Here is a 23,761-nt window from a genome sequence, read left to right as displayed (position 1 = left end):
GTGCAGGGGGAGATCGGCGGCTTAGTTCGTGCCGGGGTTCTGATAGAGGCCGCGGCTGTCGATGGCCTTCACGGCGAAGTCCAGGCGGGCTTTCCACTCCATGCCGTCGACCTCGAAGCCGGAGCGCTCGTCGAGGAACACCCCGTCCTCGCCCTCGAGGTAGGCGTACTCGATGGTGTCGATCTGCGAGTGGTCGGCGGCGGCGAACCACGGCGTGGCGCCCGACACGCGGTTCAGGCGCGACTCGACCACCAGGTCGAAGCCGTTCTCGAACACGTTGACCGTGCCCGGCGTGGCCCCGGCCGCCTGCGAGACGGTCGAGCCGCGCAGTTTCATGGCCGGCACCCGGTCCTTGGTGGCCACGATCATCCAGCGCGGCTGCACGCTGATCGGGCGCCCCTCGATGCCGACCTGCTTGCCGAAGGCGATGTCGACATCGGCCCAGCTGCTTTCGCTGATCGCCGACCCGCTGGCCGCCAGGTTGCCGTGGGTGGCGTGGAACAGCGGCACGCCGTCTCCCATGTTGGGATTGGCGATCAGCGGGGCGTAGGCGGCGTCGCTCTCGAAGTCGGCGGCAGCCCGGCCGAACATGGTCGGGACGCGGGTGAAGGCGTCGACGTCGTCGTTCACCAGCGTCTGCCGGGTCACCGCGAAGCGGCGGCCGTAGGTGGCCAGCGAGTAGACTTCCTTGGCCTCGCCGACCGTGCCGAACTTGAAGGTGCCGCCTTCCGGCACCAGCAGGAACGACGGCGCGCCGCCCAGCTGCAGGCGGCTGACCGGTTTGAAGTCGGCGATCGTGGCGCGGCGCATCCAGGCCCGGAAGGTCTGGTTGGCGGCCTCGTAGCCGGCCCGCAGGGTGGCCCGCGAGACGTTGCTCAGCACGACGGGGAAGTCCGACGTGGAATGCTGGCGCAGCGCCAGGTCGGCCAACTGCATGCGCGACAGGCCCGACACGCGCTCGCCGTTGGCCTCGAGGTTGCGGCGGGCGATCTCCATCAGCGACATGCCGCGATATTCCCGGCCGGGCTCCGACAGTTCGTTAGCCGGGTTGTGGCGGTTGAGCAGGGCCGAGGTCATGGCCGAACGGTAGGTATCACGTTCGTCCTGGGTGATCCGGGCGCCCGACATCGCCGGCGTGGTCGGGGCGGCGGCGCGCTGGCGCTCGGCGGCGGCCGACAGCAGGGCGCTACGGGCCGCGTCGGGCGACAGGCCCGTCACCCAGGTGCGGATCTGGGCGTCCTCGATCCCGAAGGCCCGGGCCGATTCCGAAAAGGCCAGGGCGTCGCCGGCGTCCATGCGAACGGCGCTCGCATCGATGGGAGCGGCGGCCGGCGCGGCGGGAGCGGCGCGCTGTTCCGGCGCGGCCGGAGCCGGCTGGGCAGGAGCCGCCGGGGCGGCGGGCGCAGTCCGTTGTTCGGGGGCAGTTTGGGCCGCCGGAGCGGCCGGGGCGGCCGGCGCAGCGGCAGGCGCGCCCGGGGCGTTACGGGTCATCGTCATTTCGTCTTCCTCTTGGGTGACCTGGGGGGCGCCGGGGGCAGGGACCGCGGACCGAACCCCGGCGTTCGGGTCGGCGGGTACGGAGACCAGGCTGACTTCCAGCAGCTCCCAGCTGCTGGCTTGCCAGATCTCATGGTCGTTCTGATCGATCTCGACGAGCCGCCAGGCGCGCACGCCATAGCCGATCGAGATACCGGTGAGCTCGCCGCGCTGGACCATGCCTTCGGCGTTGCGGGCGCGCTCGGTGTCGGCGAAGCGCAGCGTGCCGATCAACTGGCCCTCGACGACCCGCGCTTCGGTGACGACACCGAGCACGGCGTCGATCTCAAATTGGTTGTGGGTGTCGAGCAGGCGCACCTGGCCCTGGACGACGCGGGCCAGATCGATGGCGCCCGGCTCCATCGCCAGTTCTTCCCAGCCGAACCAGCGTCGTACCCGGGCCCCGACCGAAAGGACGGCTTCGACCGTGCGCGTCGTGGCGTTGTAGGACTGGCCGTTGAAAGTGGCCAGGCGCGTGCCGTTGAAGTCCGGCGGTCCTCGCCGCTCTTGCGGCGCGACCGGCAGAGCCGCTCGTGTCATCGATGTCTCCTAGATGAGGCGCCCGACGCGCCTATTCCTCGGTGTCGTCGGCCCCGTCGTCGGCGTCGTCGTCCGTCGACGGGTTCGCCCCCTTCGGCGCGATGTAACCGGCCGGCGGTTGCAGGCCGCCCGAGCCGTCGATGCGGCGAGCGTCGGTATCGAACACCAGCCCGGCGTCGTCCGTTGCCAAGATCCAGGCCTTCACCTCTGCCACGTGATCGGGCCAGTTACGCCCCCGCTCCGCCAGGGATTGAGGCATGCTCTTGAAGCCGGCGCGCACTTCCATCTTCTCGCCGGCGATGTCCTTGACGGGATCGACGACCCGGCGAACCGGCGGCGACCAGGCCGCCTTCACCTCCAGGAAGCGGCGGTCGCCGGTTTCGGCGAACAGGCGACGCATGCGCCGGTCCCAGGCGCGCTGACACATGCGCGGGATCATCAAATGCTGCTGGCGGCTGTCGAGCATCTGCAGCTCGCCCAGGCGCGCGGCGCGCTGGCTGGTGTAGTTGGCCTGGCTGACGTCGCCGGTCACCAGATGGTAGGGCGCGAGCGAAGCGGTGGAGGCGGCGACCTGCTGCTTGATGAAGGCCGTCGTGTCGCCGGCTCCGGGCGGATTGACGGTCTCGGCCTTCTCGCCCGGGCGGGCCCGTAAGATCATGCCTGGGCGCAGCGTATCGGGACCGCGTTCCTCCTTCGGCGCGCTCGCCGCATTGGCTTCTTCGAACGGGCCGGTCGGGCCGCTCCCATCGGGCGGGCTCAGCACCAGGGCTAGGCAGGAGGTGATCTTCTCCTTCAGCAGGCGCGACTGCTCAAGATCGGCGATGTCGCGCAGATCCATCGCCACCGGGGCGAACCAGGAGATCCCGCGGGTCTGGCCGGCGCGCTTCTGGACGAAGACGTGGTCGACATGGGCGGCGTCGTAGCGCACCGACGGCGCCCAGAGGCCCGAAGCGTCGCCCGGGTGATGCGGATAGATCCAGTAGCCGACGCGTCGCCCGCGCGCATCGAACTCGACGCCCTGGACGATGCGGCTGCCGTCGCGGTGATCGACGTTCTTGGTCTCGTCGAGATAGTCGCCTTCCAGGATCCGGATCTCGCCGTCCGGGCCGGTGTCGTCCGGGCTCCAGACGATCAGCATCTCGCCGCCTTCGGCCGTGCCGCGGAACACCAGTTCCTGGGCGCCGTAGAAGTCCTGCCAGCCATCGACCGGGCTGTTGGCCCAGTTGTCCCAGCTGTCCTGGGCGCGACGCTGGACAGCGACATCGGCATGCACGGCGCGGGCCGAGATCCCATCGCCGATGGTGGCGGCGACCATGTGCTCCAGGGCGTTGGCCGCGTACTTGCTGTTGCGCACGAGCTCGCGGGCGCCGTTGCGGGCGCCGCGCAGGCCCTGGCGGATTTCGCGATCGGCGCTGCCGTTCGACCGGCGCCAGCCGCGCGTGCGGCGACCATGGCCGGCCGCGTCATAGTCCCGCTGCAGCTGCAGTGCGCTGCGCTCGGCCAGGCGCGAACGCGCCAGGCGCGGCGCGAACGGCTCGATGCAGCGGTCGATCAATTCGCCAAGGTTCATCACCGCCTACTCCCGGCAGAAAGCGACGGCGGAGAACCCGAACGACGAGCGGGCGCTGACGGGCGTCGCCGGCTTGGCCGCTTCGGCTTCCAGGATCGTGATCGCCTTCTGGATTTCGGCGACCGAACGCCAGGTCACGCGCCCTTCGGCGACGGTCTCGATCGTCAGTTCCCCGGAACCCAGCGCCCCGCGCAGGGCGGCCAGTTCTTCGGCGTAGTCGGGTGCGGGCATCAGAGGCTCCAGCCGGAAGTGTCGATGTACGGTTCGTCGGCCGGCGCGAGCTCGGCGGTGCGGGGTGCGTCCGCCACCGCCCCGGAGGGGGACACGGCGGCGGCGGACGCGGCCGGCGTCGCGGCCTCGGCGGGAGGCGCGGCGTCGGCGTGGGGGCGGCTGGCCAGGGCGATCAGGTCGCCCTGCAGCGGATCCTTGGCGGCGTAGCGTTGAGCCTGCAGCGCCAGCCAGTCGGCGTCGCTACGGCTGTCGAGCGCCATCGCCTCGGCGGCGGCGCGGTTATAGATCCGGCAGTCCAGCCAGTGGTTCTCCCGGCCCGGCAGCACGGCCCAGACGCGGCGCGCCTGGTCGCCGTCGCCTTCGGTGACCACGCATTCGGACGTCAGCATCTCGAAGTAGCCGGGCTTGATGTCCCGGCCGAAGTGGATCCGCCCGCGCATGGGCGGCGGGTTCTCGCCGGCCTTGGAGGCCTGCGCCCACTCGATGGAATTTCGCAGGAAGCCGAACCAGCTGAACTTGGCGCCGAAGGTTCCGACCAGATAGGCGTCGTCGCCGGCCAGCTTGCGTTTCTTGCCGCGGTTGTTGCGGCCGATCTCGTAGGCGATCGCCTGGCCGCGACCCAGGATGGGCAGCGTCCAGCCGGGCCGGCCGAACACCGGCAGCCGCTTGGCCGACTTGCGACAGAAGGCCTTGGCCGCCTCGGTGTTGTAGCCGGCGTCGACGCAGATCTGGTCGTAACCGAAGCTCTTGCCGCCCGGCAGCGTGAACAGCCGGTTGGCCACTTCCTCGAGCAACCGCCAGGCCCCCTCCCCCGGCACGTCGGTGGCACCGGGCAGGAAGCCGTGGTCCAGCGCCCAATTCTCCAGGCCGGCGCCCCACCCCAGGCCCTCGTAGTAGATCCCGTCGCCCTGGACGTCGCAGCCCAACGTGAAGACCGCCGGCCCCCACGGCACCTGGCCCGCGCCCCAGTCCTGCTCGCGCAGGATTTCCAGGCTGTCGGCCTCCGGCGCGTCGCCCCGAACCTCGTATTCGTTGCCCTCGTCTAGGTTGGTCCAGGTCCGCAGCTTGTTGGCGTCGCCCAGCGAGGCCACGAAGGCCACGGCCAGCTGCGCCCAGGTCATGAACGCGGTGATGTAGCCGGTGATGTGATAGCCGGGCTGACGGCCCTGCACGTCGCGGCGACGCCAGGCCTGGAACTCCTCTTCCGTCATCACCCGGGGCGCGGTTCCGACCACGCCGTCGGCGTCGACCGTCTCGGCCGTCGGGCACCAGCCGTCCGCCCGCGACATCCGTTCCTTCTGCCAGTGCTCGACCCGCTTCTCGCAGCAGGGCGTATGGAGGTACGCCAGGTCGGCACGCTTCGAGGGCCACTTCAGGTCATCGAAGATCGGATCGAAGCGCGATCCACAGTGCGGGCACTTCAGATAGAACCGCCGGCGATCGCTGTCCTTGTAGCGGCGCCCGATCTTCGACGTGCCCTTCGTGGTCGGCGTCGAGATCCCCAGCCGCTTTGACTGCCCTCGGCGCGTGTAGGTCCGCAGGCGGGCGGTGACCATCCCCTCCGGCGAGCCCTGCTTGTCCAAGTTGTTGGGCCACTGGTCGAGGTCGTCCTCGATGGCGTAGCGGATCGAGTGCTGGCGCAGGGTGGCGGCCGAGTTGGCCCCCGCCAGCAGCATCCAGCCGCCGCGCGCGAACCGCACCCGGTCGCCCGTCGAGCCGCCGCCCCGCGCCCGGTTGGCCATCACCGTGCCGCCCTTGTCCGGGTTGAGGCGCTTGGAGGCCTCGACCATCGGCCAGAACTTTTCGGTCACCCACTCCTTGGCCGCCGTCTTGGTGGCCTGGACGTACATCATCGGCCCGGGGGCGACGTCGCTGATGTAGCCGATCCAGTTTTCGCCCGAGGCCGAGCCGCCCGACTGGGCGCACTTCATGATGTCGACCTGGCTGCACGGATCGTGCGGCGACAGCTTGTCCATGATCTCGACGAGGTAGGGCGCAACGTCGTGCGACCAGTCCCCCTCGATGGGCGCGCCCTCCGGAAACTTCCGATACTTCCGCGCCCAGTCCGAGACCGAGATCTTCGCCGGCGCGCGGATCCCGTGGGCGAAGGCCTTGGTGATGCGAGCGGCGTTCGCATCCAGGACCCGAGCGGCCTCGAGCGACGGGACGACGAACGGCTCTGCGGTCATCACCCCTCCAATTCGACGTCGGCCTCTTCCTCCGGCAGGGCCTCGAGCTCGGCGTCGACCGCCCGCTCAGTCGCCAGGTCGGCTTCGATCTCGTCGGCCACCCGGTTGAACACCGCGTCCAGGGCGTCGCCCATCAGCTGCACGATCACCCGGGGGTCGCCCTCGGCCGCCAGGCGCTCCGACATGTTGCGGATGGCGCCGTGCGAGCGCTCGCGAAGCTTTCGCCCCATCTCGCCGGCCCGACGCTCGTACTCGGCGATCGACACCAGCTGGCCGAGCAACTGGCCGTTCTCGATGCGGCGGCGCGTCGAGCGCTCCCGCATCTCGTCCAGCCTCGCCTGCTCCATCAGGCTCAGCGCCCCCGCACCCCGGGAGGTGGAGGAAGGTTGTTCGGCCGCCGTGTCCGGCTGGACCTCGGCCCGTGCCGTTTCGGCCGAACGCGGGCGGCCCCGGGTCGGGTCGATCGTGCCCCGGATCAGCAACATCGACTTGTCGCTGTCGACCTTCTCTTTGCCCGGCTTGTCCGGGTCGGCGGCGTAGACCAGCAGGCCCTTCTTCGCCCAGTTCGACACCGCCGAAGCGCCGACGTTCATGAGGGCGGCGAACTCGCCCTTGGTCACCAGGGGCATGAATTCACGACCTTCATAATGAATTTCAGCCCGTCACCTGTGAAAGGTCGCGCTCAGCCCCACCGCATAGGGGTGGGGGAGGCGGGGGAGGACCCGAGGTCGTGGGGTCGAGGGCCGCAAAGCCTTGTGGCGTAAGGGGTTGCGCGAGGTGGCGGGCAAAGGAAAGCCCGCCTCGACGGGGTCGGGCGGGCTTCGTGGCGCAGTTCAACGCCTGTTCTTCTTATGAAGTTATTGGCCCCCGATTCGCAAGCCCCCATTCCCTTGAAGGGCGGCGAGGGCGATGCGGAGGGCGAGGTGAAGGGCCTTCAGGTTGGCGTCGCGGGTGTTGCCGCCTCCGCCCAGCGACCGGATCGTCCGGCCTTCGCCGGCCACAGCCCGCAGGACGGCGAGGGCGCGGCCACTGCGATCGGCGCTCGCGACGGCGGTCTCGACGCCGGTCAGGCGCAGGCCTGCATAGGCCCGGAAGAGGCCAGCAGCCACGGCGCCATGGCTGCTGTCACGCACCGACCTGGGCCGGTCTTCCAGCTGCGAGCCCAGGCCAGCGCCCTTGCCCGCCTGTTCGAACAGCAGGCGGTAGGCGCGGGCCACCTGGTCTTCGGTGCGGTTCAGCGCGCCGCTCTCGACCAGGGTGAACAGGCCGTCCCTGGACTTGATCCGCTTGGCCCCGACGTTGTTGAAGTCGCAGCCCTTGCCGTTGCCGCCTTCGGCCGCCCGGATCTCGCGGTCCAGGGCGCGGGCCGCCAGCAGGGCCGGCTCGCTCATCTGACCGGCCAGGCGCTGGCGGTCGGCCTTGAGGCCGGCGAGATGAGCGGCGGCGTCGTCGGCGACCGAAGCGGCGGCGGCCGAGGAGATCTCGGCGTCGACCTGGGCGACCAGGGTGCGGGCCTGGCGCAAGGCGGCGGCGTAGGCGGCCTTGGTGGCGAACGGCCCGATGGTGGTGCGGTAGGCGGCCAGCAGGCGGGAGACCTGATCGTCCGACAGGGCCAGGCGGCCTGCATGGCGCAGCAGGTGCTCGACCTGGGCTTCGCCCGGCTGGCGTTCCAGGGCCAGGGAGACCTGTTCCACCGCGTTCCGGGCAGCGTTCCATTCTTTCTCTTTGATCTTGTTCAAGAAAGAAGAAGGTGGAACGGCCGGAACGGGTGGAACGGACACACTCATGCCCGCCCCTGCATGCTCATGCAGGAGAGGGGCGGCCGTTCCAGGCGTTCCACCCGTTCCGGGTGGCGGATTATGCTTCCCAGTCAACGGCTTCTCCTGGAACGGTGGGTGGAACGCTGGTGGAACGCTGCCCGCCCGCGCGGTCGGAGAGGCTGTCCAACAAGGGGGTGAGGGGGACGGCGAGGCCGCGCTGCTTGCGGCCCGCGCCATAGCGCAGAGGTTCGGTCGGCCAGGTCTTGTGGTCGTCGCCGAGCTCGTCGAGGTAGGACAGCGACAGCCGCCAGTTGCCCCACTGGGTGCCGGTGAAGATCTTGTCCAACGACGGATGGTGGTTGGAGACGATCAACCAGGGGCCGGGCCGGCCGTCAGGGCCGACGCCCTCATAGACCCGCAGGCCATAGCCCTTGAGCGACTCGATATAGTCGCGCTCGCCGGCCACCAGGCGCTCGACCATGATCCCCAGCGTCAAGCGACGGTCGGATCGGTACTGGCTGGTCTCGGCCGCCATCAGGTGGGCGAAGGCGTCGGCGCCGGGATTGGTCACCACTTCGGTGGCCTCGCGCTGGCTGATCAGCGGCCGCCAGAAGGCGACCTCGGCGTCGGCCCCCGCCGCGTCGAGCGGCTTGTCGTGCAGCAGCATCCGCCGGCCGGCCGCGATCATGGCGATCAGGTCGGCGGCGCGCGGTTCCTGGCCGGCCCGGCGCAGGGCGGCCTTGATCTCGGCCACGTCCGACTTGTAGCGTCTGGCCCCCAGCATCGCGCGGCCCAGCAGCCTGGGCGCCAGCTTCTCGGCCTCCAGGCGCGCGGCCTCGATGTCGTCGTCGGTGACTGCGCCCCCGGGGCGCGGGGGGCCGCCGCCCAGGCGCAGCAGGCGAACCTCGACCATCCGCGTGCCGTCCTGGCTGGTCAGCTTGGGCGGGTTGATGGCGGCCAGCAGGGCCGCTCCCACCGCCGTCTGGGTCATGGCCCCGCCGTCGCCGCCCCCCTGCTTGCGGGTGCTGCCCGCGCCGGTCGCCATCCGCCGCAAGAGGGCCAGGGCCTGTTCCACCACGCCCGGCCCGAAGGCGCTGGCCGAGGACTCGGCCTCGTCGAGCAGCACGGGGCGGGCGTTGCCCGACAGGTCGCTGCGCAGGCCCGCCTCGGTGAAGCTGTCCAGCACGGGCCCGGCCAGGGCCGACAGCAGGGCGTGGATGAAGTGCACCAGGGTGGTCTTCCCTGACCCCGCCAGGGCGTTGATGATCACGTGCCCCCGGAAGGGCGCGACCGCCCCCAGCAGCGAGGCCATCAGCCAGCCGGCCAGCACGTCGGCCCCGGTCAGGCCGTCCAGGCCGATCGCCTCGAACCGCCACATGTCCAGCCAGGCGCGCACCTTGGCCCCGTCCTCGATCGTCGAGGGCTTGCCGGGGGCCGGGGCGGCGGGCTTCAGCTGATAGATCGCCGAGGTGCGCTCGCGCATCATCTCGGCGATGGTCTTGCGCTCGACCTTCTGACCGCTCTGGAATTTCCAGACCTCGCCGCCCCGATGCAGCATCAGCGCCCCGGCCTCGCCGGGCCAGACGCCCAGGCCGCGCACCGGCCGGCCGGCATCCCATAGGCCGGCCTCCCGGCACTTGCGCACGAAATAGATCGCCGCGGCCTCGCGCTGGAACTTGTCGGCCTCGTCGCGCCAATAGGCCAGGAACGCCGCGCCGGCCGCGCAGGCATAGATATCCGTGCGCAGCATCTGGCCCACCTTGCTGGCCTGCTCGGTGCGCAGCGTCCCCTCCGGCATGGCGAACACCACCTTGCTGTCGTAGTGGCCCAGCGGCACCACGGGGCTTTCCTTGACGTCGGGATTGGGAAAGCCCTTCAGCAGGCGCTCGGTCCCTTCCGGCGCGTCTTCCATCCCGGCCACGGTGATGGGCTCGTAGCTGACCGCCTCGGCCGGCTTTGCGTCCATGCCGTCGTCCAGGATCTCGTCGCCGAACGCGCCGCCGTCCATATCGTCGTCCACGTCGTTACTCACGCACGCACCCCCAGGCGCGCCAGGTCGGCTTTGACCTGGCGCTGCAATTCGTCGTTCCAGTCGCTGTTCACCGGCGGGAAGAAAGGCCGCACGGCCTGGTGGCCGGCCGCTCGCCACTGCTGGCGCACCAGGCGGCCGCACAGGATCGCGCGGGCCTCGCCGGCCAGCTTCATCGGCACGGGCTTGCCCCGGCCCGTGCGGGCCTTGATCGGCGTCTCAAGCATGTCGCGATCGACGGCGACGAGCACTTCCGGCCACGGCTGCTCGGGCAGGCAGGGCCAGGTGAAGGCGCTGGGCGTGGGGCCAAAGACATCGGGGCGCACCAGCGCGGCCTGGGGGCGCGCCAGGTCGAGGCACTGATCGGTGTCCAGCGCCGGGCCGCCCTGCAGGCGATCCAGCGACAGCGCCGCCGCCGCCCGGGCGCGCCGGCCCTGCAGGCGGATGATCGACACCAGCGACAGCACCGTCTCCAGCCCCTCGCCGATCACCAGCGGGGTATGGTCATAGCCCTCGCGCACCGGCCCGATCAGCCAGGCCCCGCCCGTCACGCCATCCAGGCGTTGCGGGCCCCACATGCGCTTGCCCAGGGCCTTGTCGCGGCCCGAACCGTCGCGCAGCAGATAGGTGGCGTGAACCCCGCCCGTCTCGCCCGCCGGGGTCACGATCCGCAGCAACAAGGCTGGGGCGCGCACCCAATCGCCGCGCTTTGCGTCCCACCCATGCCGGGCGGCGGGGTGAAAGCGCATGGCCGGCGCGGCGTCAGCGATCACCGCCGGATGGATCCGCCGCGACAGCAGATACCGCTCGGCCAGGCTGCCCAGCACCGCCGCGCCGCCGGCCCACATTTCCTGGGCGTAGCGCAGCTTGCGGGCCTCGGCGTTATCGGCCGCCTTGTCGGTCTCCGCCTGGGGGCGTGGGGGCGGGGCGTCGGGGCGCACCTCGCCCAGCAATCGCCGGGCGGCAGTCACCGGATCGTCGCCGCGCAGCAGCTGCTCGAGCTCAATGACGTCGCCGCGATTGCCGCAGCTGAAGCACTTGAAGCGCTGGTCCTTGGTGTCGATCAGGAACGGCCGATGGCCCTTCTTCTTCCCACAGTCCCCGATCGGGCAAATGCTACGCTTGGTGACGCCGCCGACCAGCTTGATGCCCTTGGCCGCCACCAGTTGCTCGACGCTGACGGCTTCCTTTGCGCGCTTGAACAGGTCGCTGTCCATCAGCCGACCCCAGGAATGCGAGCGCCGCTCGCACGCTCGGCCTCGTCCAGCCCCTCGACGGTCACCTCAAAGGCAACGCGGCCACCCCGGCGCACCCGAAGGGCCAGGTCGAACTGGACCAGCGCCGCCAGCGTGCCGCCGCCGACATCCGCGCCCGGCGCCAGCGCCAGGGGGTAGGCCGCTGCCAGCGCCTTCAGGGCCGCCAGGTGATGCGCCGACAGCCTGTGGCCGCGCGCGGTGACGTGGACGGTCTTGGGCGACTTGGGCAGTTTCATGCCTCGCCTCCAGCAAACCGGGCCACGTCCGCGTCGCGATGCAGGTGGTCGCGCGTGCCCGGCGGGATCAAGGTCGACCACCAGCCGCCGGCCGCCCGACAGGCGGCCATGACGCCGCCATAGGGGCTCTCGCCTTCGGCCTCCGGGCGCATCCAGACGAACAGCGAATAGGGCGTGGCGGTGGAAAGCTCGGGATCCCAGCGCCCCAGCCGCATCGAGGGCCGCTCGCAGAACGTCGCCTGCGCCGACAGCCGCATCAGCTGGGGATAGCGCTCGCCGCCCTGCTCGAAGCTCAGGCGGCACAGCAGGGCCACGCCCCGCCGCGCCCGCTTCAGCCCCAGCTGGGCGAAGGTCTCGGCCAGGCGGAAGGGCGGGTTGGTGATGATCCAGTCGCACAGGCGCGGATCCTCGCCGCGCATCTCCGGCTCGCTCGGCGCCAGGAAGTCGCGCACCTGGCCATAGCCGTAGTCGTGAATGTCGCTGGCCCGCACCTCGAAGGTCTCGGCCAGCGGTGCGGCCATGTGGCCCTGGCCGCAGGCCGGCTCCCACACCGTGCGGGCGCCCGGATCCAGCCGCTGGATGAACGCCGCGATGGACCGGCCCGTCCAGGGCGGGGTCGGATAGAACTCCAGGCGCCGGTGCAGGGCGGTGGCCGCGTCGTCGGCGGCCACGAGGCCACGCACGCTGCGCTCGACCACGGCGCGGTTGTCGCGGCGGGTCATGCGGGCGCCTGCAGCGCCCGGGCCAGGTCGCCGGCGTCGACGCCAAACAGCCTGGCCACCGGCTCCAGCGGCCACCGCGCGGCCAGGAACCAGCCCGCCCAGCGGGCGATGTCGGCCGAGACCGGCTTGATCCGCACCCCTCGCGTCGGCGGACTCAGCCGAGCGAAATCGATCCGGGCCAGCGCGGCCAGCGCCCGCGCCGCGACCGGCCGCCAGTCGCGAACCTCGATCTCGATGCGGTCGCCCGCCACGTCCACACCCGAAGGGGCCAGCGGCGCGCCAGCCGGCGCGAGCGGCGCAGACGGATACGCCGAGCCTGCCGTTTCGGCGGCGGCGGGCTCGCGATCGACTTCGGGCGGCGGCGGATCTTGATCATGGATGGCCTCTTCAGCGGAAACGGCGGCCTGCTGCTCGAGCACGGCGAGGCGGCGCTCGACGCGCGCCGGCGTCCAGCCGAGCAGCGCTGCGATAGAGGGGGTCGACATCCGAGCCTTCTTGAAGGTCAGCAAGTCGCGGTCGTCGCGGGTCATGTGCGGTCTCGCTCCAGCAGGTCGGCTAGCAATTCGGCCGCCACCTTCAGCGGCGCGGCGGCCGCGCGGCGATCGTCCGGCCCGGCGGCGACGAAGGCGCGCGCGGCGTGGCGAAACAGCTCCAGCACCGCCGTGCGATAGGGCGTGGGGCGCGCGAACGGCGGCTCGATGGCCACGGCGTTGGCGCCGGCGAAGGCGATCAGGTCCCAGCGCTTGACGCCGCTGGGGTCGGGCTGGGCGCCGGTGATCTCGCCCAGGGCCTCGCCGGCCATCTGCTGGGCGTGATGGGCCAGCTTGCGCCAGCGCTTGGCGGGCGACAGGTCGGCCTGGCGGCGCACCTGCTCGACGGCGAAGGGGCGGGCGCGCATCAGTCGTCCAGGTCCGCGCGCCGGCGGCCGGCGGCCGTCAGGGCCAGCACGGCCGCCAGGCGCTCGCACGACACCACCAGGTCGGCGGCGTGGCGCCGGCGATCGGCGACCGGCAGATCCGCGTCGACCAGGCCCTGGGCCAGCCAGACGAATTCCTTGCCGTCTTCCCAGGCCGGGAACGGCAGGCGGGTATAGTCCACGCCCCGCACCTGGCCGCGCAGGGCCGCCATCCGCAGGTCCAGCCGCGCATGGTCGGCGTCGACGATGAAGGCGGCCTGCCAGTCGGCGGCCAGGGCGCCGGCCTCTTCGATCAGGGCCGTCCAGCGCTCGAGGCGCTCGGCGGGGGTCATCGGTCGCCCCCGGGTTGGCCTGCCGAGCCAGACTCACGCGACTCGGCAGGCCGTGCTTCCATGGCGATTACCACACCAACCACGGAGCAACTGAAATGAAGGACGGGATCAGCGATGATGCGCGCGCGGAAGCTTTTCTCCATGCCATCGCCTTCGTCATGGCGCGTCAGGTGAAAGACCTCGGCCATGCCGACGCCGTCGAGAGCATGATGGCGGTAGTTGACGACTACGCGCCGAGCCAAGCTGTTGATCGCGCCCAGGCCCAGCACCGGGCCGCTGTCTGTCAGGTGCTCGATCGCATCTTTGCCCGCGCCAGTGATCTGCACGCCGGCATCATCGAGCCCTAGCAGGCGTCGGTTCTCCGCGACCCTGGCCGCCGTCTGTTCGCGCATTTTCGCAAGGCGCTGCGCATCGCGATCAGCCGAGGCCGGGCGCGGGCGCTCGGCCATCATACCGGGGCGATAGGCGGTGAGGTAGGCGGGGGTCATTGGTCGCCCGCCGGATCGGCGGGCTTGTCGGCATCCGCCGCGGGCGCCGCGAAGAACCAGTCGCCGCTGAAGTTAAGCCCGCGCGCCAGGGCCTCAGCCCTCAGCCGCTGCATGAACCGGAAAGAGGGCTGGTCCTTGCCGCCCTCGTATCGCGACACGCGGGGGCGGCTCACGCCCCCGATGGCGGCGATCTCTTCCTGGCCGGTCTGGAAAACCTGCCTACGGATCCAGCGAAGCGGCGAATCATCGGACATGTCCGCATAATGTGCGTGAAACGAACATCAATCAAAGCTATGACGTTCGAATTATGCACGTGCGCCACGCGAACATTGTGGACATACGTCTGGGCATGCCCGCAGCCCGACGCGCTCCACGACAGGCCCGAGAGGTCATCGACGAGACGACCCTGGCGGGTCGCTTGAAGGCGCTGCGCATGGCCGCTGCGGCCACCCAGGACGAGCTCGCCGAGATCGCGGGCGTCAGCCGCAGCCAATACACCAAGTACGAGGCGGCCGGGCACGATCCGCCCGAATACGTGCTGACCCGCCTGGCGTCGCACTTCGGCGTGTCGCCGGCCTTCCTGCGCTACGGCCCGTCGGACTCGCGCATGGTTCGCGTGTCCGGCCTGGTCGGCGCCGGCGCCCAGATCGAGGCGGGTGAGATCTACAGCGACCGCGTTGTCGAGATCCCGGCCTCATGGCTGGACGCCACGGCTTATGAGGTGCGCGGCCAGTCGTGCTGGCCGATCTATGACGAGGGCGACGTCATCGTCATCAGGGGCGAGCAGCGCCTGAACGAGCATGAGTTCCTCGGCCGCATGTGCCTGGTCGAAACCGCTGATGGCGTTGGCCTGGTCAAGCGCCTGCGCAAGGGAACGCGCGAGGGCCTGTTCACGCTGGAAAGCCCGAACGCGCCGCCGATCGACGATGTGCTCATCACGAGCGCGCGGCCCGTCCGGCTCCACCTGCAGCGTTAATCGAAGCGCTGGCCCGGCTTGAGGGGCGGCATTTCATCGACTGAAAGCTGACGTGCAGGTCCGCCGCCGACAGGCTCAGCAGGCCCCGCCGCGCCGCCAGGCATGCGACGCTCGATGTCGATCAGTCGGCGCTCGACCAGGCCGAACAGCTTTACCCAAAACCCGACGACGATCAGCCCCGCGCCGACGGCCAGCAATAAGCTCGCGAAGGTCGCCCCGACGCCGGCGTCGACCGAACTGGACGAGCCGACGCCGACAAAGACGCCGATGCCGATCGCTATCCATCCGGCGATGAAATAGCCGCCCCCGGTGCCGATGCGGGGCGCGGCCGCCCCTCCAAGTTCCGCCATATTCGGTCCCCCTTCCGCTGGTGAGCCCTTTGCTCCGGCTCAGCCTATGGGCGCATCAGCACGCGGCGCAACGGTCATATCAGCTTGATTTCGCTCGTTCTCCGCACGTTTCTAAGCGCGGCACCGGCGTGGAAGCGTGACAAAAAGTGCGGTAAACGAACATTAGCGCTTGACCGAAGGTGCGCAAAACGAACATCTAATCTCAACCCCGCGCCGACCCAGGACGCTCGCTCGCGTCTTCGGAAGGTCCGACCGGCGGCGCGCCTCCAGCCAAGGGCGTGACGCGACAGGCGGTCGGCGCGGCGGTGTGAGGATCCGTCCATGACGACCAGTCAAGCTCAGCCTTACGACAGCAGCGGTCGCACCCCCAACCCGATCGACCTGCATGTCGGCGCCAAGATCCGCCTGCGCCGCAAGCTGGTCGGCATGAGCCAGGAGCAGCTGGCGGCCGCCCTGGGCATCACCTTCCAGCAGATCCAGAAGTACGAGCGCGGCGCCAACCGCATCAGCGCCAGCAAGATGGTCGAGGCCGCCCGCGCCCTGAAGGTGACGCCGGCCTTCTTCTTCGAGGGCCTGTCGTTCGACGCCGACGCCGGCGAGGCGGACGACGCGCCCAACCCGGCGGACCTGCTGGCGGGCGTGGCCGGCGGCGTGGAACTGGCGCGCGGGTTCGTGAATCTGCCCCATGGCGATCGCCGTCTGCTTCTCGACCTGACCGAGCGCCTGACCGTGCTGCGCCAGCGCCTCCCCCTCGGCGGCGTCGAGCTGCAGTCCGTCGTCATGACTACGGACGAGGTCAACGGCGTGCCGATCCGCGAGCGCCGCCTGATCCCCCGCCGGGTCGCCTGACCATGGCCAGCCCCGCCGAGCTCGCCCAGGACGACCGCGTCGCCGAGGTGCTGATGGCCATCGACGCCGCCGGCGACGGCGCGGTCGATGCGCTGGCTTCCATCAGGTTCCTGCCCTTCGCCGTGCTCGCCGGCGCGGCCCCGGCCCGGCCGGTGATCGGCCTGCAGGCCGGCGGCCGTCGCTTCGTGCTCGAGCGCCACGACGCCGTCATCCTCGCCCACGCCCTGCGCCTGCAGGGCGACCGCGGCTCGATCCGGCGGTCTGACGTGCTGTGGCAATATATCGGCTGCGCGGATCTGCTGGTGCTGCAGGACCGCATGCGCCGGGCGGCCCGGCCATGAGCAACCTTCTTTCCTTCGCCGACGCCGGTCGAAGGCTGGCGCCCTTCCAAGGCCAGATCACTTCGGTATCAGGCCCTGGCGACGCCCTGGCCGAGGATCCGGGCCAGGACCTGCCGTTCCGCAAAGGCCCGGTGGTGCAGGTCATCTATCGGGCCGCGCCGGGGCAACCTCAACTGCGCACGGTCAGCTATGGCCCAACCCCGCTGAGCGTCGCCGGCAAGCTGCTGCGAGAGTTGGGTCTGAAACTGGGCGACCTAGTCGCCCAGCCCTGCGGCGAGCCCTACCCTGAAGACCTGCTGTGGATCTGCCGCCGCGTCGACGGCCGCGCCGGTGATCGGCTAGCCCGCCTGCGGGGCCTCAGCGCTGACGACGTCAACGAAGCCCTGGGCCTGCGGGACATCGTCGAGATCTTCTACCCCGGCGCGGATGGCAAGGCCGACCACCGGGTCACGCACTACGCCCCCACAGCAGCGGAGATCGCCGCGGATCTCTGCTCGGCCCTCCAGGTCGAGCCGGCGACCTTGATCGCCATCGAGGCAGGCGACCCGCGCCCGTTCGATTGGGCCTGGGTCTGCGCCTGCGATGGCCTGGGAGCGGCCGAGCGGCTGGCCCAGGTGCGAGGCCTCTCGGCGACCTGGATCAACTTCGGCCTCGGCCGCCGGCCCTACGTCCGCGTCGACCTGTCCCGCCACTCGCCCGCCGCGCCCAGCCCGATGACCTGGAGCGACGACGAAAACCCCTTCCTGTCTCCCGGAGACGACGAATGAGCATCCTGACCGCCACCGACCTGGCCTTCGCCGATGTGCTGCGCTTCATCGCCAAGCGCGAGGCGCCGGTGACCCATCGCGACGTCGCCCAGGCCCTGGCCCGCGACAACTCCAACACCCGCCGCGACCTCCTGAAACTGGCCGACGCCGAGCGCCTGACCGACACCGGCGAGGGCTACGCGATCACCGAGACGGGCCGCGCCATCGTCGCCGCCCTGGACCGCGCCGAGGGCGCGGCCGCCGGCGCGGCGGGCTCCGACACCTGGCCGCACGACAGGATCGCGGCCAACCCGGCCAACCCGCGCAAACGCTTCGCCCAGACCGATCTCGACGGCCTGGCCGACACCATCGTCGAGGCCGGCGGCCTGCTGCAGAACCTGGTGCTCTATCCGCCCGATGCGAGCGGCGTTCGCATGCTGCACGCCGGCGAGCGCCGCTGGCGCGCCTGCGCCCAACTGATCGCCGAGGGCCGCCTGCCCGCCAGCCTCGAGGCGGGCCTGCCGTTCGTCGAGCGCGAGGGTTCGCTGTCCGAAGCCTTGTTCATCGGCCTGGTCGAGAACGCCCAGCGCGCCGACCTCAGCCCCTGGGAAGACGCCAAGGCCCTGGCCGCCTATCGCGACGAGACGCGCCTGTCGGCCCGCGCCATCGCCTTCAAGCTGGGACGCGCCCGCGAGGGCAGCGAGACGGGCGTGCGCGCCGTGCAGGAGAAGATCCGCACCGTCGACAAGGCCGGCCCGGCGCAGATCGAGGCGCACGAAAGCGGCCTGTGGACCTGGGAGCAGCTGCGCGACAGCGTCACCCAGGCCAAGCCGGCCGACGCGGTGACGCCGCCCGCTGAAGCCGAGCCCGAGCAGGTCGAGCTCGAGGACGCCGTCGGCGCGGCCCTCGCGACCGAGGAGGAGGAGCCCAGCGACCACCAGGCGCTGATGCTGGTCGAGATCGCCGCGGCGATCCGCGCGCGGCCCTTCAGCCACCCGCTGGCCGTCGGGCGCACCACCCGCATCAACGAAATGCCGACCTACAATGACAATCAGCACCCGGCCGAACTGGGCTTGGTGCAGGGCGGCTACATCGCCTTCAACTACTTCAACGGCGGGTCGGCCGTGTCGCTGCTGCGCCGGGGCGAGCAGTTCGTCAGCCGCATGGTCTACAGCATGACCGACGATCACGGTCTGCTGTTCGCTCGCAACACGGCCTTCGGCGATGACGGCGAGGAGCATGCTCGCCTGCAGGCCGAGGACGAATACTGGACCTACTGGCTGAACCTGCCCAAGCGGCCAGCGCCCGGTCCTCCGCCGACGGTCGCCGCGGCCGACGCGCTCACCCTGCTCGAGATCTACGACGCCACTCGCCGCCTGCCCAACAACCACAACGACAACTATCTGGGCGTAGCGATGCGCTGGAACGCGCCGCCCCTGGTGGTCCAGCGACTGCGTAACGAGGACCTCGTCGTCGGCGGCGATCCTGAAAAGCCCGCGTCGGGCGATGGCAGCATCCGCATCAAGATCACCAACAAGGCCGAGCGCGCCCTGATGGGTTTGGGCAAGGCCGAGGTCCTGACCTCGCAGGCCCATCGCAACAAGATCCTGATGCACCTTCGCGAGGACCTGATCGGGGCCGACGCGACCAAGGCCGTGCAGAAGGCCAAGGCCTACGCCACCGAGTGGCTGAACGGCCCCTTCGAGCTCTCGCCGGCCGGCAAGCAGATGCTCGAGCGGCGCGCCCAGTCCGAGCGTGACAGGGCGGCCGCCCAGGCGAAGGAGAAGGCCGAGGCCGAGGTCAGGGAACGCCAGCTGGCGGACTTCGAGGCTCAGGCGCCGGACATGCCGCTGGAACTGGTCGGCAAGCGCCTGCGGCAATTGCTGCTGGAGGGCAAGGCCTCGCCCCCGTGGTCGGCCGGCGTCAATTCCTGGGAATGGGCGCGCACCGCCGACGAAAGCTACATCACCGGAAATTCCCAGAGGGCGCTGCGCCTGGCCATGGTCGCGGTCAACGCCCTGACCGGTTGCTGGCCCAAGAGCGAACTTAACGACAGCGGAGACGCCGCCGACTGGGCCCAGTTCACCTTCTGGATCAGCGAACACCTGCTCGACGCGCACGCGGTCGCACCGTCCGACGCTCCCCTCTACGCCGAACGCGTCCGCGTCCGCCTGCAGGAAGACGCCGAGGGCGAGCTCGACTTCACCCGGGACGGCGCCCGCGAGGCCGCCGACCTGTGGGCGGAAGACCACCTCGAGGACGGCCAGCTGGTCGACCCCGACCACCAGGATCTCGAACAAAACCAAGGGGAGGAAGCCGATGCGGCCTGACGTCATCGCGCCCGCGAGCATCGACGAGACGATCGTTTACCTGAAAGGCGAGGCCCAGCGCTACGTGGCCATCGCCCAGGCCCACGCCGAGCGCGCCGAGATCCTCGGCGCCGGCACCGATCGGATCCCGCCCTCGCCGCTGCGCGCCCAACAGTTCCTGGTCTGCGCCCAGGCCGCCCGCCTGCTGGCCGAGCGGCACCTGACCTGGGGCCTCACCCTGGCGGCGATGCGGCCCAACCCCGCCATGCGGGCCGGCGACCTGGCTCTGCTGCCCGTCACCTTCCTGCGCGCCTGCAGCGTCGAGGACTTCCCCGGCGAGGGCCTCTTTCGCCTGTCGACCGGCCAGGTCGTGCGAGCGCCGCTCGCACCGCCGCCCAGCGCCGCCGACCCCGCCCAGGGCGCCGCCTGATGGCGCTCGACTTCTACGACACCGCCGCCGACCTGGCGGCCGCCTACCGCCCCCGCGACCCGGCCCTGGCCGAGGCGCTCACCTATTTTCGGAGGATCCGCATGCCCGGCGACACCCGCTACGCCCTGGTGCGCTACCCGCATAACCCGCTCTGCAAGCCCGTCGCCTTCAGCACGGCGATGGACCTGGCCCGCGCCATCCACCGCCATCGCGGCGAGGCGGCGATCGAGCTCGTCGACGACCAGCCGCTGAACATCCGCGACTGGGGCGAGGTGCGCGGCGTGGCCGTCTACACCCTGGCCGACGGCGCCCGCCGCGACTGGATCGGCTGGGTCTGGCTCGACGGCGCCGGCCGCGCCGTGCTCGAGGCGGCCCTGGCCGCCACCCACAGCACCGCGCCGATGATCGGCCGCGGTCGCCAGACGGGGCGCGCGGCATGAGCAGCAAACCCGCCCGCCTCTACATCGAGGCCGCCGAGGTCGCCGGCTACGTCGTGGTGATCGAGGACTTTTCGCCCGGGTCCCGCGACCTGAGTTACGCGCGCGGCGTCCGGATCGCCTTTGCCGGCGACCTCTGGCGCGTCTGCAGCTTCATCGACCAGCATTTCGAGCCGGCGTCGAAAGAGGCCGATGATGTGTCTGGACCGTTCGATTACGAGCCGGTCGACTACGAACCGGACGCGACCGACCTGGTCGCCGGCGAACTGGCGGGCGAGCACCGCCGGCAGATGACCGACAAGGGCCACACGCCCGGCCAGGACGACACCTACCAGAACAACGAACTGGTGACGGCCGCCACCGCCTACGCGCTCGATAGCGTGGAGCTCTGGCCGTTCCCGCCCGAGACCTTCAAGCGCGGCTCCGTGCGCCGCCAGCTGGTCAAGGCCGGCGCCCTGATCATCGCGGCGATCAAGAGCCTCGATCGCAAGGCCGCGCGCGGGGAGACGGGGCAATGAAGCGCGTCCTCGTCTGGACCTGCGGCGTGTTCACATGCGCCTTCGGCTGCCTTCTTGCCCTCAACACCGCGATCGCCGCGGTCACTGCCGAGCAGCCGCCCCTCAACATCGCCATCAGCGCGGGCTTGAGCGTCGCGACGATTGTCGCCGGCTACGTGACCTTCAGCGGGAAGACAGGGGCGGGTGGACTCGTGACCACCGACGAGACACGGGCGAAACTGCCCGCCGACGTGGCCCGCTTGGTCATCGCGGGCCGCCAGGCATTCGAAGAGCTGTTTGCGGCGAGCGAAGAAGAGAAGGCGGCGATGCGCGAGCTCGACCAGGCGCTCGAGGCCTTTGCTGACCGCGTGCCGTACGATGGTGACCGATGACGCGCCGACGCCCCAAGCTTCCGCCGTCGCCCTTCGACAGCCCGCGCGCCCTGCGCAAACGGCAGACCATGGCGATCGTCTCGATCCGCCAAGCCTTCGCCACCCTCGCCGAGATCCACGGCGACGTCATCCAGGCCGACCTGGACAACGGCGCCGGGCCGTCGACCGTCTACCTCGACGCCGCGCGCCAGGCCCGCGAGACGCTGACCAAGCACCTGGTCGACATCGACGCCTATCTCGCCGCGGCGACGGCCGAGGCCGCGCGCCTCGACACCCTGACCGCCGAGGTGCGGGCGCGCAGCAGGAGGGCGGCCAACCATGGCTGAGACCCCCTCCGCGAGCCTCGGCGAGAAGCTGGCCGCCGCTGTCTACGCCCACCTCCCGCGCCTTGCGGTGCGATGGGACCTCATCAACGCCGAGGCTAAGGCCGCCTATGAGCACGCGGCCTTAGCGTTCGCCGCGAGCCTCACCTACGACGCGACGGCGCGGGCCGTGCTGACCGCGCAGGCTACGGCGATCGGCCGCCTATCGCCAGCGCTCCGCCTGGCGGTCGGCCACATCGAGCACCTGGCCGCCTGGATTGGGCGGGACAATCGCGGCTACTCGTTCGAGGCCCTGGGCGAAGACATGCCCGCCATCAAGGCGGCGCTCGCCGGCCGCGAAACACCGCTCGGCCCGGAGGAACTGGTCAGGGAGATCAACGGCGTCCTGATCAACGTCTTCAACGAAACGCACGCCCTGCGCCACGGCCATAGTCACGCGGCGATCCAGACCAAGGCCCGCGAGGCGATCTTTGCGGCGTTCGCGCGCCAGGCCGCATCGGCCGCGACCGTCGGAGACCTTCGACCGGGTGTGATGCGGTGCGCCAAATGCAACTTCCGGCTAATCAGAAAGGTCTTGTTCGTTCGGAACGGCACGGTAGGCGCGGGCGACAGCAAGTCGGAGCCCTGCCCGAACGGTTGCGGCCCGCTCTGGCCGGTCACTTGGAAGGAAGAATGCCAGTCGGCTGAAGCGCTCGCCGAGGAATGCTTTCTAAAGGCGCAGTCTCTTGAGGCCGTCGCCGCGCCCACGCCTCCCGCCGTCTCCCATGAGGGGGTGAAGGGCGAGCGCGATCCGATCACGCACGAACTGAAATGCTGGCCGGCCTACTTCCAGAAGGTGAAGTCGGGCGAAAAGCGGTTCGAGGTCCGCAGGAACGACCGGGATTTCCGTGTCGGCGACACGCTTCGTCAGCGCGAGTACGACCCCGAGGCCGACGCCTACAGCGGCGACGAGTGCTCCCTGGCGGTAACCTACGTCCTGTACGGCGGCGAGTTCGGACTACCCGCTGACGTCGCGGTCATGAGCCTCGCCGCCCCTGACGAGAAGGCTGCGCTGGTGGAGGCTGCCAAGGTGGCCCAAGGCAAGCTCTCGGCCTTCCCTGATTTCGGCGCGGCCGATCCCGCCGTGCGCCACACCATCAGCCTGACCGGCGAGCAGCTTCAGGCCTTGGCTTCGCTCTCTCCTCAAGGGGAGGGCGAGCAGTGAGCCAAGAAGCCTTCTATGCGTGGCGCAAGGCGGGCGGATACCTGCCCGAGTTCATGCGCGACTTTCATGACCAGAAGGAGCTGTTCAAGGCCCTGCAAGAGATCGTGGAGCGGCGGAACGCCAAGGACGGCGGGCTGTCGTGCACGAAGGACGTCACATGGATCGCCGCCCACGTCTACACGGTGGACGTCTTCCTGTGGGTTCTGGCGGGCCACGGCTACACGCTCCAACGCTCACGGAAGCCGTTCCGATTTCCTGACATAGCCGACTTCGTCAGCGCTTCCACCAAGCGCTGGAAGGAAGCCGCCGCGTCGGCGCTCGGACTCCGCGCCCCTCAGTCCGAGGGAGAAGGCTGATGCGCTTCCCCTGGATGAAGAACCTGAACCGAGCCCTCACCCAGGGGCTCGACGCGGGCTTCGAGAAGGCTGCGCCCCGCATGGCACAGGCGGTCACCGAAGGCGTCACGTCAGGGCTGGAGAAGGCCATGCCGTCGATAGTGGACACCGTGATCGACGTGTTCATGAACAACCCGGCCTATCCGGTGATCGTCGGCGGTCAGGTCGAACTGATGAAACACGGCGTGAAGCCGCGCGAGGCCTGGGAGCAATCCCGCGCCGCTGTGGCCGAGTTCCTGAAGGACGAGGGCGTGAAGGTCGGCGACCCCGACTACGACTGGTCTCCTGCCGGCGGCGCGATCCTCGTGCAGGAATACGTCATCGCCTTCTTCGAACCCGTCGAGGGAGAAGGCTGATGGCGAAGCTGACCAAGGCGCAGCGCTTCCTTCTGGAGTGGCTGAGCAAAGAAGACTGGAGCGCCTATGGGGAGTGCAAGGGCTCGGATCTCGACTTCCTGGTCGATAACCACTTTGCCGCCCTCGCCAGCAACCCTCCGAACGACAGAACCGGCGTCTGCCTGACCGACGTCGGCCGCGCCGCTCTCAGCGACAAGCCGGCCTGACCATGGCCGCCCGTCGCTCCCGTTCACCTGAGGCCAAAGCGCCTCCGCCGGCCGACCCGCTGTCGCCGGCGGAGCTCGCCTTTGCGCGGGCGCTTGCCCGGGTGATCGTGGAGCGTCATGGTTCGGCGCAACTCGACTCCAAGGG

The 23,761-nt window shown here is 70.3% G+C and carries 30 protein-coding genes; 14 read left to right on the top strand and 16 right to left on the bottom strand.

Translation table 11 applies throughout. From position 1 onward, the window contains the following. Window positions 1–21: 21 nt before the first annotated feature. The 15 genes from AC07N1_RS01700 to AC07N1_RS01630 all read right to left on the bottom strand — a co-directional run bounded on the left by AC07N1_RS01700 (window position 22) and on the right by AC07N1_RS01630 (window position 14,059). Window positions 22–2,076 carry a prohead protease/major capsid protein fusion protein gene (locus tag AC07N1_RS01700; RefSeq protein WP_494670191.1) on the bottom strand — a complete coding sequence of 685 codons (2,055 nt, stop codon included), beginning with the start codon at window positions 2,074–2,076 and terminating at the stop codon, window positions 22–24. 31 nt (window positions 2,077–2,107) lie between these two features. Further along, window positions 2,108–3,646, bottom strand: coding sequence for a phage portal protein (locus AC07N1_RS01695; protein ID WP_494670190.1), 1,539 nt, complete (start codon window positions 3,644–3,646; stop codon window positions 2,108–2,110). A gap of 6 nt (window positions 3,647–3,652) precedes the next feature. Next, window positions 3,653–3,877: a phage head-tail joining protein gene (locus AC07N1_RS01690; RefSeq protein ID WP_494670189.1), complete on the bottom strand. Its 225-nt coding sequence runs from the start codon at window positions 3,875–3,877 to the stop codon at window positions 3,653–3,655. Further along, complete coding sequence (locus AC07N1_RS01685) at window positions 3,877–6,066, bottom strand: phage terminase large subunit family protein (RefSeq protein WP_494670188.1); 2,190 nt, start codon at window positions 6,064–6,066, stop codon at window positions 3,877–3,879. Before AC07N1_RS01685 ends, AC07N1_RS01690 begins: the two co-directional genes overlap by 1 nt. Beyond that, a complete protein-coding gene (locus AC07N1_RS01680) occupies window positions 6,066–6,695 on the bottom strand; it encodes a hypothetical protein (protein ID WP_494670187.1) in 630 nt (209 codons plus the stop codon). Before AC07N1_RS01680 ends, AC07N1_RS01685 begins: the two co-directional genes overlap by 1 nt. A 228-nt stretch (window positions 6,696–6,923) precedes the next feature. Continuing rightward, complete coding sequence (locus AC07N1_RS01675; protein ID WP_494670186.1) at window positions 6,924–7,760, bottom strand: hypothetical protein; 837 nt, start codon at window positions 7,758–7,760, stop codon at window positions 6,924–6,926. 163 nt (window positions 7,761–7,923) lie between these two features. Then, window positions 7,924–9,858, bottom strand: coding sequence for a hypothetical protein (locus AC07N1_RS01670; protein ID WP_494670185.1), 1,935 nt, complete (start codon window positions 9,856–9,858; stop codon window positions 7,924–7,926). Then, window positions 9,855–11,072 carry a DUF7146 domain-containing protein gene (locus AC07N1_RS01665; RefSeq protein ID WP_494670184.1) on the bottom strand — a complete coding sequence of 406 codons (1,218 nt, stop codon included), beginning with the start codon at window positions 11,070–11,072 and terminating at the stop codon, window positions 9,855–9,857. The genes AC07N1_RS01670 and AC07N1_RS01665 overlap by 4 nt, the downstream gene beginning before the upstream one ends. Next, window positions 11,072–11,347 (bottom strand): hypothetical protein, encoded by a 276-nt coding sequence (locus AC07N1_RS01660; RefSeq protein WP_494670183.1) that lies wholly within the window; start codon window positions 11,345–11,347, stop codon window positions 11,072–11,074. The genes AC07N1_RS01665 and AC07N1_RS01660 overlap by 1 nt, the downstream gene beginning before the upstream one ends. Continuing rightward, window positions 11,344–12,069, bottom strand: a complete 726-nt coding sequence (locus AC07N1_RS01655; protein ID WP_494670182.1) for a hypothetical protein — start codon at window positions 12,067–12,069, stop codon at window positions 11,344–11,346. The genes AC07N1_RS01660 and AC07N1_RS01655 overlap by 4 nt, the downstream gene beginning before the upstream one ends. Beyond that, entirely contained in the window at window positions 12,066–12,599 is a 534-nt protein-coding gene (locus tag AC07N1_RS01650; protein WP_494670181.1) for a hypothetical protein, read from the bottom strand. The genes AC07N1_RS01655 and AC07N1_RS01650 overlap by 4 nt, the downstream gene beginning before the upstream one ends. Next, complete coding sequence (locus AC07N1_RS01645) at window positions 12,596–12,967, bottom strand: hypothetical protein (RefSeq protein WP_494670180.1); 372 nt, start codon at window positions 12,965–12,967, stop codon at window positions 12,596–12,598. Before AC07N1_RS01645 ends, AC07N1_RS01650 begins: the two co-directional genes overlap by 4 nt. Then, window positions 12,967–13,317 carry a hypothetical protein gene (locus AC07N1_RS01640; RefSeq protein WP_494670179.1) on the bottom strand — a complete coding sequence of 117 codons (351 nt, stop codon included), beginning with the start codon at window positions 13,315–13,317 and terminating at the stop codon, window positions 12,967–12,969. The genes AC07N1_RS01645 and AC07N1_RS01640 overlap by 1 nt, the downstream gene beginning before the upstream one ends. Then, window positions 13,314–13,805, bottom strand: coding sequence for a hypothetical protein (locus AC07N1_RS01635; protein ID WP_494670178.1), 492 nt, complete (start codon window positions 13,803–13,805; stop codon window positions 13,314–13,316). Before AC07N1_RS01635 ends, AC07N1_RS01640 begins: the two co-directional genes overlap by 4 nt. After that, complete coding sequence (locus AC07N1_RS01630) at window positions 13,802–14,059, bottom strand: helix-turn-helix domain-containing protein (RefSeq protein ID WP_494670177.1); 258 nt, start codon at window positions 14,057–14,059, stop codon at window positions 13,802–13,804. Before AC07N1_RS01630 ends, AC07N1_RS01635 begins: the two co-directional genes overlap by 4 nt. Before the next feature lie 95 nt (window positions 14,060–14,154). Between AC07N1_RS01630 and AC07N1_RS01625 the strand changes: the two genes are divergently transcribed. Continuing rightward, window positions 14,155–14,781 carry an XRE family transcriptional regulator gene (locus tag AC07N1_RS01625; protein WP_494670176.1) on the top strand — a complete coding sequence of 209 codons (627 nt, stop codon included), beginning with the start codon at window positions 14,155–14,157 and terminating at the stop codon, window positions 14,779–14,781. Here AC07N1_RS01625 and AC07N1_RS01620 read toward each other — a convergent pair. Beyond that, on the bottom strand, window positions 14,778–15,131 hold the full coding sequence (locus AC07N1_RS01620; protein ID WP_494670175.1) for a hypothetical protein: 354 nt from the start codon (window positions 15,129–15,131) through the stop codon (window positions 14,778–14,780). The two genes, AC07N1_RS01625 and AC07N1_RS01620, sit on opposite strands and share 4 nt — an antisense overlap. 321 nt (window positions 15,132–15,452) lie before the next feature. On the opposite strand from AC07N1_RS01620, the gene AC07N1_RS01615 reads away from it, so the two are divergent. From AC07N1_RS01615 to AC07N1_RS01555, 13 genes are read left to right on the top strand one after another with little or no spacing between them, the layout of a single operon-like run. Further along, window positions 15,453–15,980: a helix-turn-helix domain-containing protein gene (locus AC07N1_RS01615; protein ID WP_494670174.1), complete on the top strand. Its 528-nt coding sequence runs from the start codon at window positions 15,453–15,455 to the stop codon at window positions 15,978–15,980. 2 nt (window positions 15,981–15,982) lie between these two features. Then, a complete protein-coding gene (locus tag AC07N1_RS01610) occupies window positions 15,983–16,321 on the top strand; it encodes a hypothetical protein (RefSeq protein ID WP_494670173.1) in 339 nt (112 codons plus the stop codon). After that, a complete protein-coding gene (locus AC07N1_RS01605; protein WP_494670172.1) occupies window positions 16,318–17,088 on the top strand; it encodes a hypothetical protein in 771 nt (256 codons plus the stop codon). The genes AC07N1_RS01610 and AC07N1_RS01605 overlap by 4 nt, the downstream gene beginning before the upstream one ends. Further along, window positions 17,085–19,397 carry a ParB/RepB/Spo0J family partition protein gene (locus tag AC07N1_RS01600; RefSeq protein WP_494670171.1) on the top strand — a complete coding sequence of 771 codons (2,313 nt, stop codon included), beginning with the start codon at window positions 17,085–17,087 and terminating at the stop codon, window positions 19,395–19,397. Before AC07N1_RS01605 ends, AC07N1_RS01600 begins: the two co-directional genes overlap by 4 nt. After that, entirely contained in the window at window positions 19,387–19,806 is a 420-nt protein-coding gene (locus tag AC07N1_RS01595; RefSeq protein WP_494670170.1) for a hypothetical protein, read from the top strand. The genes AC07N1_RS01600 and AC07N1_RS01595 overlap by 11 nt, the downstream gene beginning before the upstream one ends. Beyond that, window positions 19,806–20,246 carry a hypothetical protein gene (locus AC07N1_RS01590; protein ID WP_494670169.1) on the top strand — a complete coding sequence of 147 codons (441 nt, stop codon included), beginning with the start codon at window positions 19,806–19,808 and terminating at the stop codon, window positions 20,244–20,246. Before AC07N1_RS01595 ends, AC07N1_RS01590 begins: the two co-directional genes overlap by 1 nt. Beyond that, the gene (locus AC07N1_RS01585; RefSeq protein WP_494670168.1) at window positions 20,243–20,761 is read left to right on the top strand and encodes a hypothetical protein; all 519 of its coding nucleotides are present in this window, start codon (window positions 20,243–20,245) and stop codon (window positions 20,759–20,761) included. The genes AC07N1_RS01590 and AC07N1_RS01585 overlap by 4 nt, the downstream gene beginning before the upstream one ends. After that, on the top strand, window positions 20,758–21,132 hold the full coding sequence (locus tag AC07N1_RS01580) for a hypothetical protein (RefSeq protein WP_494670167.1): 375 nt from the start codon (window positions 20,758–20,760) through the stop codon (window positions 21,130–21,132). Before AC07N1_RS01585 ends, AC07N1_RS01580 begins: the two co-directional genes overlap by 4 nt. Further along, the gene (locus AC07N1_RS01575; RefSeq protein ID WP_494670166.1) at window positions 21,129–21,458 is read left to right on the top strand and encodes a hypothetical protein; all 330 of its coding nucleotides are present in this window, start codon (window positions 21,129–21,131) and stop codon (window positions 21,456–21,458) included. The genes AC07N1_RS01580 and AC07N1_RS01575 overlap by 4 nt, the downstream gene beginning before the upstream one ends. Further along, on the top strand, window positions 21,451–22,659 hold the full coding sequence (locus tag AC07N1_RS01570) for an ASCH/PUA domain-containing protein (RefSeq protein ID WP_494670165.1): 1,209 nt from the start codon (window positions 21,451–21,453) through the stop codon (window positions 22,657–22,659). Before AC07N1_RS01575 ends, AC07N1_RS01570 begins: the two co-directional genes overlap by 8 nt. Continuing rightward, a complete protein-coding gene (locus tag AC07N1_RS01565) occupies window positions 22,656–23,015 on the top strand; it encodes a hypothetical protein (protein ID WP_494670164.1) in 360 nt (119 codons plus the stop codon). Before AC07N1_RS01570 ends, AC07N1_RS01565 begins: the two co-directional genes overlap by 4 nt. Beyond that, entirely contained in the window at window positions 23,015–23,410 is a 396-nt protein-coding gene (locus tag AC07N1_RS01560; RefSeq protein WP_494670163.1) for a hypothetical protein, read from the top strand. Before AC07N1_RS01565 ends, AC07N1_RS01560 begins: the two co-directional genes overlap by 1 nt. Then, window positions 23,410–23,616 carry a hypothetical protein gene (locus tag AC07N1_RS01555; RefSeq protein ID WP_494670162.1) on the top strand — a complete coding sequence of 69 codons (207 nt, stop codon included), beginning with the start codon at window positions 23,410–23,412 and terminating at the stop codon, window positions 23,614–23,616. The genes AC07N1_RS01560 and AC07N1_RS01555 overlap by 1 nt, the downstream gene beginning before the upstream one ends. The last annotated feature ends 145 nt before the right edge of the window (window positions 23,617–23,761 follow it).

The organism is Caulobacter sp. GW821-FHT09B11 (assembly GCF_059418205.1).
This window is presented reverse-complemented; position numbering and strand designations above follow the sequence as displayed.